Origin of the sequence: Pseudomonas gozinkensis (genome assembly GCF_014863585.1) — a bacterium.
Classification (GTDB): domain Bacteria; phylum Pseudomonadota; class Gammaproteobacteria; order Pseudomonadales; family Pseudomonadaceae; genus Aquipseudomonas; species Aquipseudomonas gozinkensis.
This window is the reverse complement of record NZ_CP062253.1, coordinates 2937654-2950589: the sequence shown is the minus strand read 5'-3', so window position 1 is coordinate 2950589 and position 12936 is coordinate 2937654. Positions and strand designations below refer to the sequence as shown.

10 protein-coding genes are annotated in these 12936 nt (G+C 61.0%); 4 read left to right on the top strand and 6 right to left on the bottom strand.

What is annotated here, in order from left to right; all coding sequences use genetic code 11:
* Positions 1–26: 26 nt before the first annotated feature.
* The 5 genes from IHQ43_RS13055 to IHQ43_RS13035 all read right to left on the bottom strand — a co-directional run bounded on the left by IHQ43_RS13055 (position 27) and on the right by IHQ43_RS13035 (position 6038).
* Positions 27–1355, bottom strand: a complete 1329-nt coding sequence (locus IHQ43_RS13055) for an MFS transporter (RefSeq protein WP_192564687.1) — start codon at positions 1353–1355, stop codon at positions 27–29.
* A gap of 63 nt (positions 1356–1418) precedes the next feature.
* Positions 1419–2735: an NAD(P)/FAD-dependent oxidoreductase gene (locus tag IHQ43_RS13050; protein ID WP_192564686.1), complete on the bottom strand. Its 1317-nt coding sequence runs from the start codon at positions 2733–2735 to the stop codon at positions 1419–1421.
* A 196-nt stretch (positions 2736–2931) separates the two neighbouring features.
* Entirely contained in the window at positions 2932–3954 is a 1023-nt protein-coding gene (proX, locus tag IHQ43_RS13045; protein ID WP_192564685.1) for a glycine betaine/L-proline ABC transporter substrate-binding protein ProX, read from the bottom strand.
* Positions 3955–3996: 42 nt separating this feature from the next.
* The gene (gene proW, locus IHQ43_RS13040) at positions 3997–4950 is read right to left on the bottom strand and encodes a glycine betaine/L-proline ABC transporter permease ProW (protein ID WP_169430059.1); all 954 of its coding nucleotides are present in this window, start codon (positions 4948–4950) and stop codon (positions 3997–3999) included.
* Between the two features lie 53 nt (positions 4951–5003).
* Positions 5004–6038 carry a quaternary amine ABC transporter ATP-binding protein gene (locus IHQ43_RS13035; RefSeq protein WP_192564684.1) on the bottom strand — a complete coding sequence of 345 codons (1035 nt, stop codon included), beginning with the start codon at positions 6036–6038 and terminating at the stop codon, positions 5004–5006.
* A gap of 366 nt (positions 6039–6404) precedes the next feature.
* Here IHQ43_RS13035 and IHQ43_RS13030 point away from each other — a divergent pair, with 366 nt between their 5' ends.
* From IHQ43_RS13030 to IHQ43_RS13020, 3 genes are all read left to right on the top strand, one after another.
* Positions 6405–7364 (top strand): LysR family transcriptional regulator, encoded by a 960-nt coding sequence (locus IHQ43_RS13030; protein ID WP_192564683.1) that lies wholly within the window; start codon positions 6405–6407, stop codon positions 7362–7364.
* 123 nt (positions 7365–7487) lie between these two features.
* Complete coding sequence (locus tag IHQ43_RS13025; protein WP_192564682.1) at positions 7488–8828, top strand: MmgE/PrpD family protein; 1341 nt, start codon at positions 7488–7490, stop codon at positions 8826–8828.
* Between the two features lie 103 nt (positions 8829–8931).
* Positions 8932–10167 carry an aromatic ring-hydroxylating oxygenase subunit alpha gene (locus tag IHQ43_RS13020; protein WP_192564681.1) on the top strand — a complete coding sequence of 412 codons (1236 nt, stop codon included), beginning with the start codon at positions 8932–8934 and terminating at the stop codon, positions 10165–10167.
* A gap of 27 nt (positions 10168–10194) precedes the next feature.
* Here the strand turns inward: IHQ43_RS13020 and yddG are convergent, their stop codons facing one another.
* Positions 10195–11091 (bottom strand): aromatic amino acid DMT transporter YddG, encoded by an 897-nt coding sequence (yddG, locus tag IHQ43_RS13015; RefSeq protein WP_192564680.1) that lies wholly within the window; start codon positions 11089–11091, stop codon positions 10195–10197.
* Positions 11092–11610: 519 nt separating this feature from the next.
* On the opposite strand from yddG, the gene IHQ43_RS13010 reads away from it, so the two are divergent.
* Positions 11611–12921 (top strand): MFS transporter, encoded by a 1311-nt coding sequence (locus IHQ43_RS13010; protein ID WP_192564679.1) that lies wholly within the window; start codon positions 11611–11613, stop codon positions 12919–12921.
* Positions 12922–12936 lie beyond the last annotated feature (15 nt).

Sequence of the window (12936 nt, the reverse complement as noted above, 5' to 3'; positions counted from 1 at the left end):
CGAAGCCGATAAGGCCCGGGCAAGGTTCAATTCAGCGAGGCAGCCTGTTGCAGGTTGAGCGAGCGGGTTTCCGGCGCGAGCACCCACGACAGCACCAGGCCGACCAACGTGACGGCCGCCGCGATGTACATGGTCTGGGCAATGCCCAGCGTGCTCAGGGAAACCGGCACCAGATAGGTCCCCGCCGCTGCGCCGATGCGCGACAGTGAAGTGCCGACCCCGACCGCGAAGGCTCGGATTTCCGTGGGAAACAGTTCATTGGGGTACACCAGCGTCAGCACCTGGGCGCCGCCGATGAACAAGGCGTAAACGGCAAAGAAGGCGAGCACCAGCGCATTGGGCCCGGCATGACTGACGGCCAGCCCGAGCAGCGCAAGGCCGGAGCAGAGAAAGCTGTAGATCAGCAGATTGCGTCGGCCGACGCGGTTGATGATCCGGGTCGAAATCACGCAGCCGATGACAAAGAACAAGGTAATCGCCACCGACCCCATGGACGACCAGTCGCCCTGCAGATTCAGCGCGGCCAGCACCTTCGGCGCAAAGGCATACACGGCGAACAGCGGCACCACCGAGCAGGTCCAGAACACCACGACAAACAGCATGCGTTTGCCGTAGCCGGAGTGCAGCAGATTGAAGATCGTCAGCTTCTCGCCCACGCGATGTTCGGGGAGATTGGCCAGGGAGAAATCGTTGCCGTAGACCTGTTTGATGATCGCTTCGGCTTCGGCGGCGCGGCCCTTGCTCAGCAGCCAGCGCGGCGACTCGGGGGTGCCGATGCGCACCAGAAACAGCATGGCGCCGATGATCGCCGCGCTGGCCAGCACCAGCCGCCAGGCATCGGAGCCCCACAGCTTGAACATCAGCTCGCCCACCACATACGCCGTTGCGGCCCCGGCGAACCACATGATCGTCAGCGTCGCCAGACGCGGGCCGCGATATTTGCGCGGCATGAACTCGACCAGCAGCGAAGTCGCGACCGGGTACTCGATGCCGACCGCCACTCCCAGCAACAGCCGCAGAAAAAACAGCGCCACCGCCGAGTCGACCCACAACTGCGCCAGCGACGCCACGATGAACAGGCTCGGCCCGACAAACAGCAGACGCTTGCGCCCCAGCACATCGGTCAGCCAGCCGCCGAGAAAACCGCCGAAGAAAATGCCGATCAGCGCCGAGGCGGCGATCATGCCTTCCCAGAAATCGTCCAGCGCCAGAGACCTGGACATGTGCACCAGTGCCACACCGATGATGCTCAGAACATACCCGTCGACAAAGGAGCCACCGGCCGAACGGATCGTCAGCAGACGATGAAAGCCATTGAGCGGTACGTCCTCGATTGATACAGCAACGTTGTTCATTTCTTGTCCTTGTATTCAGTGCATCGCTACTTCAGTTCATCGCGCAGGGCGGGCGATGAGCGTTCAACTTTCGCGGCCGGCGCGGTATTGCCCCCACTTCAGGTTCATGTTCACGCCCAGCGACAGAAAAGGTTCGGGCGGGTTGCCCGACGGCCCCGGGGCCTGCAGCAGGAAATCGATCAAGCCGTCGCGCTCCCCGGCCAGCCAGTCGGCCAGCAACTTGCCGGTGACCGTGCCACGGGTGACGCCCAGGCCATTGCAGCCCAGCGCGCCGTAAACGTTCGGCGCCAGTTCGCCGAAGAAGCCGTTGTGGTTCCGCGACATGGCCAGCGCCCCGCCCCAGGTGTATTCGAACTTCACCCCCGGCAGCATCGGGAAACGCTGATCGAACGACGCGCGGTGCCGGCGCACGAAGCGCTCGTTGTATTTGCTGTTGCTACGGCCATCGGGGTTGAAGCTGAAACTGTTGCGGATCAGCAAACGATTGTCGGGAGTGCGCCGCACCGTGGTGCCGAACGGGTCGGCCGGGATCGCGCCCCAGAACGGTTTGCCGCCCAGACGCACCTGCTCTTCATCGGTCAGCGGGCGGGTGATGCTGGCGTAGGTGTAGATCGGCAACATGCGGCCCTGCAGAAAACCGAAGCGCATGCCGAACGAGTTGTTGGCCAGGATCAGTTTGTCGGCAGTGATACTGCCGTGAGCGTGCTTGAGCAACGTCTTGGCGCCGTATTCCACTTCCAGAATCGGCGTGTGTTCGTAGAGGGTGACGTTCGCCGGCAAACTGTCCGCCAGGCCCTTCACCAGCGCCGACGGCTGAACCAGCACCGCCCCGGGGGTGAACAACGCCTTGCGATAGAAACGGGTGCCCAGATGCTCGGGCAGTTCTTCGGCCTCGATCATCTGATACGGCTGACCGAGCTTGTCGAGCCCTCGGCGATAAGCTTCCAGCACCGCGATTCCGCGTTCCTCCACGGCGGCCTGATACTTGCCGCAGGCTTTCATCTGGCAATCGATACCGAACTGATCGACCAGATTGCGCAGGATCGACTGACCCTCCAGGTTCAGCTTCAGACTGATCCTGGCCAGATTGATATCACCGATATAGTCCTCGGCCCCGATGTCGTGGGGCAGATCGATCGCGAAACCGGCATTGCGACCGGACGGCCCCAACCCCACTTCCTGCGCTTCGATCAGCACCACTTCATCGTCGGGGAAGTTCAGCGCGAGCTGGCGTGCCGCCGCCAGACCGGTGAAGCCGGCACCCACGACGACCCAACGCGCCGAACGGTGGCCGCGATGGCCAGGCTCGGGGCTGCGTGGCCGGCTCAGGTGGAACCAGCCACAGCTGTCATCATCGGCGGGCAGCGAACTGACTTTCATAGTGTTGAACCGTTTATTGTTGAAATGACAAATCGAACCCGACACGAAGCGAACGCGCGGAATCGCGTTGAATGAAAACAGCCATCAAAGTTGCGTTATCAAATGCGCTTGAATCGGTTGGAAGTTCGCAATGACGGCTCTTCGCCCGGCGTTTGCGCCACTGGATAACCGTCACTCGAACCCGGGAACAACCCGCTTACTTGGCCGCCGCCCGCGCATCGCTCAGCCAGCTGTCGTAGCTTTGCTGGTGGGCCTTGATCCACTCGGCGGCGTGGCGCTTGATGTCGGCCAGGGACTTCTCGCCCTGCTGCATCTTCAGGTTCTGCGCGCTTTCGTCGGCGGTGCTGATGCTGACTTCGGAGAGGAACTTGCGGGCCACCGGGTTCTTCTCGGCGAACTCCTTGTTCATGACAACGTTGACCGTATCCACCGGGAAGCCGAGGTTCTTGCCTTCGTAGAAGGTGTCCTTGCTTTCCTTGCCGTCAGGCAGATCGGTGTACGGCACCGGCAGCCAGACCACGTCGCGGCCTTCGACCAGCACGCTGGAAATCCACTGCGGCACCCAAGTGAAGAACAGCACCGGTTTGCCTTGCTGGTAACGGGCAATGGTGTCGGCCATCAATGCGAAGTACGAGCCACGGTTGTCGACGACGGTCGGTTCCAGGCCGTAGGCCTTCATGTGGTGCTCGACCATGACTTCGCAGCCCCAGCCCGGGTTGCAACCGGTCAGGTCGGCCTTGCCGTCACCGTTGCTGTCGAACAGCTTGGCGATCTCCGGTTTCTTCAAATCCGACAGGTCCTTGATGTGATAGGCGTCTGCGGTTTTCTTGTCGATCAGGTAACCCTGCAGCACGCCTTTCATGATCTGCCCGACCTTGACCATCACGTCATCGCCGCCGGCCTTTTCATAAAAGGCTTCGTGCAGGTGCTCCCACTCATGCACGGTGAAATCCGCGTCGCCGTAGGACAGCGCCAGGAACATCGCCGGGTAATCGGTCTCCTTCGGCTGCTTGACGTCGTAGCCAAGCTCCTTGAGCCCGGCCACGACCACTTCACCGCGAAAGCGCTCTTCGGCGATGGTCGGGAAAATCGGCGTGATCGACACACCCGCGCCGGGCTTGTTGGCGTCCGCCGCGAACGCTGCCGAGCACAGGATCGTGCCCATGACTGAAGCAACCACACCCGCTACGACGCTTTTCTTGAGATTTGCCAGTTTCATGTTTCACCACGCTTTGGAGTTTTAATCGGTGAGCAGAAAGGTTCAGTTAATAACCGCACGAGCAACGTTCTTCTTTTTCTTCAACTTCATGACCAGGCCGACCGGGCCGCTTTCATACCAGCGCTGCCCGGTGGCCAGATCGGCACTGCGTTCACCCATGGCCTGGGTCAGGCGATCAAGGAACACCGCCAGCAACACCAGCCCTGCTCCGCCGACACTGGCCAGGCCCATGTCGAGGCGACCGATGCCGCTGAGCACCATCAGCCCCAGCCCCCCGACCGAAATCATCGAGGCGACTACCACCATCGACAGCGACAACATCAAGGTCTGGTTCAAACCGGCCATCATGGTTGGCGCGGCCAGCGGCAATTGAACCTTCATCAGCATCTGCATCGGTGTGCAGCCAAAGGCCCGCGCCGCTTCGACCTTGTCCGCCGGCACCTGACGAATGCCGAGGTTGGTCAGCCGTACCAGCGGCGCGACGGAGAAGATGATCGTGACAATCACACCCGGCACGTTGCCGATGCCGAACAGCATCACCACCGGCACCAGGTACACGAACGCCGGCAGGGTCTGCATGGCATCGAGCACCGGGCGGATGACCATTTCCGTGCGGTCGCTGCGGGCACACAGAATGCCCAGCGGAATCCCGATCACCGCGCAGAACAACAGCGAGGTCAGCACCAGTGCCAAGGTGACCATCGCGTCGTTCCACACGCCGATCAGCCCAAGCCCCGTAAGGGTTGCCACGCTGAAGATCGCGATGCGTTTGCCGCCGATCTGCCAGCTGATCAGCCCGGCGATGATGATGAACACCGTCGGCGGCAGCGAAAGCAGCCCCCACTGGACGCCGTCGAGTACCTGATCGACCGGCCAGCGAATCGAGCGGAAGACATCCCGGAAGTTATGCACCAGATATTTAAGAGCCGTTTCAACCCACGACCCCAGCGGAATATTCAAACTCTGGAAGGGATCCAGAAAGTTAAAGTCGGACATGACGCTACCTCGCACTTGCGTACTGCGTGATCATTCTTTTTTTAAACAGGAGCTCAGCTATTACCGAGGCAACTTAATAAATGCCCTTGCGAGATCGACCCTTTATAAAGCCCAACTTCATCAACTACCGGCATTGGCGTGGATGAAGCCGCAACAAGATGAAAGATCTCGCGCAAGGAAGCGTCGGCCTTTATTGGAGTTTGACGACCCGGTTCGTAAACAATGCCCGAATCGGTTTGTGCGATATCACCGGCGCGCAATATCCGGCTGGTGTCGAAACCGTTGAAGAAATCCCGGACATATTTGTTCACCGGGTTGCACAGCAGCTCACGGGGCGTGCCGATCTGCACCACGCGCCCGCCCTCCATGATCGCGATGCGGTGACCGATGCGAACGGCTTCTTCAATGTCGTGGGAGATGAAAATGATGGTGCGATCCTGCTCGGCCTGAAGCTTGATCAGCTCGCCCTGCATTTCGCTGCGGATCATCGGATCGAGCGCGGAGAACGCTTCGTCCATGAGCAGGATGGCCGGATCGTTGGCCAGCGCCCGGGCCAGTCCGACCCGCTGTTGCATGCCGCCGGAGAGTTGGTGAGGAAAGCACATTTCCTGCCCGGAAAGCCCGACTTGCTCAAGAGCGCCCATGGCCCGGCAGTAGCGTTCCTTTTCGCTGACACCGCTGATTTCCAGGCCGAAGCTGACGTTGTCAATGACGCTCATGTGCGGCATCAGGGCAAACGACTGGAAGACCATGCCCATGTCTTTGCGGCGCACCTGCAACAGGTCCTTGTCGCCCAGGCCGGTGATTTCCCGGCCATTCAGAAAGATGCTGCCGGAGGTCGGTTCGATCAGGCGATTGAACAGTCGAACCATGGTCGATTTGCCGGAACCGGACAAACCCATGATGACAAAGATCTCGCCTCGTTTGACCGAGAAGCTGGCATCGAATACACCGATGGCCTGGCCGGTCTTTTTGAAAACTTCCGCTTTCGATGCGCCTTCTTCGATCAACTTCATGGCCAGTGATGGCTGAGTACCGAAGACTTTATAAACATTCTTTACGCAAATTATTTCGTCGGAGCGAGTCATACCTTGCCTCCATCGCGTAGTGCATATTCGGGTTCAAACAATATGCAATCGAGCGAAACTGGTTTAGAGCGGCAGCGGTAATAGTTATATGTCGTCACGACGGGTTTCCTTTTATTATTTTTGGGACCCCAGGAACGAGGGACGTTTCAAATTTATTAGCATCCCCCGGCTTAATCCAACGACATTTACAGGGGCATGTTGATAACGTCGGGTTATGGATCGCGCCAGCGCCGACGTAACGAGACAGACATCGCTCATCCGCGACCGGGACTATCCTTGCTGCGACGCTGGCGTATCCCTGACCGCAGGCTTCCGCTACCCTCGTCGCGCTTCACCCGCACCCCGCAACATCAGGAGGCCGTACGAATGACCAAGCATGTCGACCCCGACACCATCTTGTTGAAGATGCCGTCCTTGAGGGCCGTAAAGGCATTTGTCGCGGCCGCGAAGTACCAGAGTTTCACCCGCGCCGCCGAAGCACTGTGCGTTTCCCAGGCTGCGATCAGCCGGCAGATCCGCGAACTGGAGAGCTACCTGGGGGCACAGTTGTTCACCCGTGTCGGGCGCGCCGTCGAGCTCACGTCGGCGGGCGCGCTGTTCTTTGATGCCGCGCAGCTGTCATTCGTGAACATCGCCCAGGCTGCCGAGCGCATCCGCAGCAGTCAGTCCGGCAAGAAAGTGCTGACCATCTGCTGCTCCCCGGCGTTTTCGGCACTGTGGCTGTCGAATCATCTGCCGGAGTTTTTTGCCCAGAGCGAAGGCATCGAGCTGAACCTGATCACCACCCAGAACTTCCTGACCATGGAACCCGGTGTCCAGCCTGACGTGTTCATCACCAAGATCTCGCGTGTCCGCGAAGGCTACCGCAGCTACCCGTTGTGCCATGACCTGATCTACCCGGTGTGCACGCCGCAGTATCTGGAGATGCATCCGGAGATCTCGACCATCGAGGGTGTGCGCGATTCGGCCCTGCTCAATCTCAGCCCTTACGGGCGCTCGCAAGTGGCAGAGCATGTCGATTGGGGCGTGTGGCTGGCGTTTCAGGCCATCGATATCGATGACCGCCCGGCAACCAGCCCGCAGATTTTCAATGCCAACGACTACAACCTGCTGATCAGCATGGTGCTCACCCATCAAGGCATCGCACTGGGCTGGAATCATCTGGTCGCACCGCTGGTGCAACAGGGCTTGCTGGTGCGCCCGATTGAACAGGAAGTCCAGCTGCGCAACAGCTGGCACTACCTGGCCTGCCGGGAAAATGCGGACAACGAAGACGCCTTGCGCCGGTTTCGTGAATGGATCCTGTCGAAGTTTCCCCGCCGCTAGCCATCGGATTAGTTATCAATTGCCCGACGAAAATGTCGTTGGAGCCGCACAACCTTCCTGACTCATTGTGGAGCGGCGCCGGCCGGGATCTGGCCGGTTCCCCTCACAGGAAGGAATTGTTGAATGTCACTCTACGAATTCTACCGCGACTTTGATTTCCTTAAGGCACCGGCCAAGACCCGGGAGATCCTGCAAAACAGCCTGCTGGATATCGTCGGCGTCATGGCCGGTGCCGCGTCCAACGACACGAGTGTGGCGTTGCGCCGTTTCGCCGTTTCGCACTACCCCGCTGGCGAGTACGGCAGCCGTCTGCTGTTCGACGGTCAGCGGGTGAGCCTGCTGGGCGCGGGTTGGGCCGGCGGCTTTTCAGCCGACAGCCTCGATGCCCACGAAGGCCACTTCCGATCCAAGGGGCACGCCGGCGCGACCGTGGTGCCGGCCTTGCTCGCCCTCGCCGATGCCCTGCATCACCAAGGCAAAAACATCAGCGGACATGAGCTGTTGAGCGCTCTGTGCCTCGGCTATGAAACCGGATTGCGCGCCGGAACGGCCTTGATGGCGACCTCCCCGACTTATCACGCGTCCGGCGGTTTTTCGGCGATTGGCGTGGTCTGCGCTGGCGCCCGCTTGCTGGGTTTTGACGAATCGACCTTTCGCCATGCCTTGGGCATTGCCGAGTACTTCAGCGCCCGTTGCCCGATGATGCGCCTGATCGCCTTCCCGACCATGTTGCGCGATGCCCACGGCAGCGGCGCCTTTGTTGGATTGAATGCGCTGCTGATGGCCAGGGAAGGCGTGACCGGCGCGCCGGCGGAAACTGTCGAGGACGCCTCGGTCGCCGAGCACTGGCGTGATCTCGGCCAGCGCTGGGAAATCGACAGCCAGTATTTCAAACCCTGGCCGGTGTGCCGCTGGGCTCAGCCAGCATTGACCGCGATGCTTCAGTTACAAGAAGACAACCCTGCGCTAAACGCTGACCTCATCGAGACAATCCGCGTCGAGACCTTTTACGAGTCGATGTGCCTGCAAGGTCACACTCCGGCGGATGCCGATCAGGCGCAATACGCCCTGGCCTTTCCGCTGGCGGCGCTGATCGTCAGGGGCAAACTCGGGCCGGACGAAGTCACCGGCGAATCCATCCACGCCGCCGACATCCGCGCCTTGAGCACACGCATCGAGATCGTCGAAGCGGCCGATATTTCCGCGCGATTCCCCAATGAAATTCTTTCACGCGTCACCGTCACGCTGAAAAACGGCACTTCGCTTGTCAGCCCGGTCACGGCGGCACGCGGCGATCCCGAAACGGCCTTGAGTCAGGGGGAGCTGGAACAGAAGTTCGACCTGTTCGCCTCAAGCCTCGGCAGCGAACACCGCCTCGCGGTGAAACAGGCGATTCGCAGTCTGGGCCAGTCTGCGTCGGCCATCGCCACGCTTGAGCCGATCTTCGAACGCGCTCACCCATAACCTCAACGCATCGATTGCCCGCAGGAAATGTCGTTTGTGACGGCTTTACCGGCACAGATAGGCTGAGAGCCATACCGGCCCCAAGCGCATGACGAGGAAAACAATGAACAATAAAGACACCGTGTTTGACCTGATCGCCCAGCGTAAACCCTGGCACTCGCTGCCGGGCGCCCTCTACAAGGATGAAAACGTCTACCGCCAGGACCTCGAACAGATCTGGCACAAGGACTGGATTTTCGCCGGGCACACCTTCGAAATTTCCAAACCCGGCCAGTACTTCACCCTGCAGATCGGTGATTACCCGGTCGCGGTCGTTCGCGGCAAGGATGGCGAGGTTCGGGCGTTCCATAACGCCTGCCGCCATCGCGGCGCCAAAATCTGCGAACACGAGCACGGCAAGGTCGCGAAGATGGTCTGCCCCTATCACAAGTGGACCTACGAGCTGGACGGCAACCTGCTGTTCGCCGGCAACATGGGCCAGGATTTCGACAAGACCCAATACAACCTCAAGTCGGTGCATTGCGAAATCGTGCACAGTTACATCTATGTCTGCGTCGCCGCCAAGGCGCCGGACTTTGACGGCTTTCGCAAGGCCGTCAGCCCGTTCATCGCCCCGCATTACCTCGATAACTGCAAAGTGGCGTTCGAGTCGACCATCATCGAGAACGGAAACTGGAAACTGGTGTTCGAGAACAATCGCGAGTGCTACCACTGCGACGGCTCCCACCCGGAGCTGCTGAAATCCTTCGTCGACAACCTGTCGGTGGGCGGCCTCAGCGGCGAAGACGACCCACAGTTGTCGGCCTACTGGAACACCTGCGAACAGGCCGGATTGCCGAGTCGCCTGGTGATGGACATCAACGGTCAGTACCGCATGACCCGCATTCCGCTGTCCTCCGGTGCCGTCAGCTACACCATGGACGGCAAACCGGCAGTGAACGGGCGTCTGGACAAGACCGCCGAGCCGGACATTGGCGCCTTGCTCTACTTCCATTACCCGTCCACCTGGAACCACTTCCTCGGCGACCATGCGCTGAGCTTCCGGGTGTTGCCGATCAGCGCCACGCAAACCATGGTCACCACCAAATGGCTGGTGCCGGACACGGCGGTGGAAGGCGTGGATTACGACCTCGAACGCCTGACCAAAGTCTGGATTGCCACCAACGATCAGGACCGCACCCTGGTCGAAGGCACCCAGCGTGGCGTGACCTCTCCGTCCTATGAACCGGGGCCGTACTCGGAAACGGCGGAAACCGGCGTCTGCCAGTTCGATGACTGGTACTGCGCCACGATGCTGGACCGGCTCAAGGGGCCGATTCCGTTGAAGTCCGTGGGCTGATCGGCATTCGCGGCAACGCCGGTTTTTTCAGGAGATCTGACGTTGCCGCGTCGCCTGCCAGCAGATCAACGAACCCACGGTCACCAGCACCGCGCCCTGCCAGAACTGCATCTGCAGACTGACACCCAGCCACAGCGCGGCGAACGCCGACGACAGCACCGGCGCGCCGTAGGATGCGGTCGCAAGCAAAGTCAGGTTGCCGCGCAGGATGCCGATGTTCCACAGCGCATAACCGCCGGCCATGGCGATGCCGGTGGCGATCAGTTCCAGGGAGTTGCCCAGCGTGAATGCAGAAATCCGTTCACTGCTGAAGCCCCACTTCACCCACAGCACAATGGCCGTCAGCACGAAAAACAGCACCACCAGACTCTGCCCGTTGGCATAGCGGCGTGTGACGTTGCAATACAGCGCAAACGTGATCGCACAGGCCAGCGCCAGGCTGTAACTCAGGGGATTGGAATTGACGTTGGCGATGATCCCCGGCAGCGACAGGCCCTGACCGCTGACCACCCAGAGAATGCCAAACAGCGCGAGCGCACTGCCGGGAACGATGAACCAACGGGTCTTCTGCCCGTTCATGAAGATCGCCAGCACCACCGTCAGGCACGGCCACAGGTAATTGACCACGCCCAGTTCGATCGCCTGTTGCCGGTCACTGGCAAACCCCAGCGCCAAAGACAGACACACCTCATACGCAACGAACAACCCACTGCCGAGCAGGAGATAGAGTATTGACGTGGAGCGAAGACGCGGTCGCCCGAGAAACATCACCAGCAGGATCGCCCCCAGGGTGTAAATCATCGCGGCCCCGCCCAGAGGACCGAAATATTCACTGACGCCCCTGATCAACCCGGCAGCGGTGCTCCACAACACAATCGCCAACAGCCCGCACGCCGTGGCGGCGCGCTCGCCTCTTATCTGCATCTTTGCCTCTGGATCAGAATCGCGATTCGACCACACAGGCTAACGAGGGAAACCGGATCGATACAGCAACTTTTCATCCGGGCAATGAGTGCGCTGCCGTTATCGATCCTGCTCCCGACCTTGATCGTTCCCACGCTCCGCGTGGGAATGCAGCCCGGGACGCTCCGCGTCCCTTCCAACGGCGGACGCGGAGCGTCCATGGAGGCATTCCCACGCAGAGCGTGGGAACGATCAGCGCGATTAGTACTGAAACGGGCAGGCCTGCGTCCCAACGTCGCAGGCACGGCACCTTGGCAAACGCCACACAAGGCTTAAAATCGCGCCTCCTCTTGCAGTCGCCCGAACGGCGCCTGCCCGCAGCCATGACAACCCTCAGGTTTGAACAGCCGGCCACTTTCACGAAGTGCGCCAGGCTCAATCGTCCTGCCCGTTCGGCGGTCGTTTGTCTTCAACACACTTCGGCTTGGCACTCGCATGCGCAGAGGCGCACGTTCCGCTGTTCGATCACTTGAGGTTTTTATGACACCGCGTTTGCTGGCCATGGCGCTGGCGCCCCTGCTCGGGCTATTCATTGTTGCCCTGGGCAACGGCTTTCTGTCTTCTTTGACCACCCTGCGCCTGGGCGCTGCCGGCGAATCGGCGACGATGATCGGCATCGTGTCCTCGGCCTATTTCATCGGCCTGACGCTGGGCGCGATCTTCAACGACCGACTGATCCTGCGCATCGGCCATATCCGCGCCTACAGCAGCTTCGCCTCGCTGATCGCCGCGACCATCCTGCTGCAAGGTTTGTTTTATGACACCTGGGGCTGGGTCGTGCTGCGCCTGATCAACGGCTGGGCCACGGTCGGCGTGTTTCTGGTGATCGAGAGCTGGTTGCTGCTGGCCGGTGACGCGAAGATTCGCGGGCGTCTGCTGGCGCTGTACATGATCGTTCTCTACGGTGCCGGGGTGCTGGGTCAGGCATTTTTGGGGAAAATCACCGGGCTCGGCGACACCGCGCCGTTCATGGTGGCCGGCATGCTCGCGACGTTGTCGGTGCTGCCGATCGTGATCCTGCCGCGGGTTTCGCCATTGCTGGAACAGGTCGAACCGCTCAAGCCACGGGCACTGCTGGGCGTGTCGCCCACCGGACTGGTAGGCTGCTTCGGCTCCGGTGTCACCATCGCGGCGATCTACACGCTGCTGCCGCTGTACCTGCAACGCATCGGCCTGAACGTCGGCGAAGTCGGCAGCATGATGGCCTGGACGATCCTCGGCGCGATGCTGCTGCAATATCCGGTCGGGCGCTGGTCCGACCGCAAGGATCGCCTGCAAGTGCTGACCGTGCTGTGCGCCGCGTGCACCCTGCTGTCGCTGGTGATCGTGCTGGTGCCGCTGTCCTCGGCCATGCTCGCGGCGGCGCTGTTCCTGCTGGGCGGCGGCGTGTTCGCGTTGTATCCGGTTGCGGTCAGCCACGCCGCCGACCGTGCGCCGGTTGAAACGTTGGTGCCGATGATTCAGGGCATGCTGCTGATCAACTCGCTGGGCTCGGCGATGAGCCCGCTGCTGATTTCGCCGGCGATGAACGCCCACGGCGGAAGCGGCCTGTTCTGGGCCTTTGCGCTGGTCAATCTGAGCATGGTGACGTTCTTCTTCTGGCGCCGTGGCAAGCGTCCGGTGCCGGCCAACCCGGCGCCGTTCGCAGCAGCGGCAACCTTCTCGCCGACCGGCGCCGAGCTGCGGGTGACCGAGGATCTGCGTCAGGCAGCACAGGACCATCCTCCGATGGTCGATGCATTGAGTGGCGAAGCGGCGCCGCCAACGGGATCGCGCTACGAAGCCAGTTGAGTTTCTGGCAGGCAT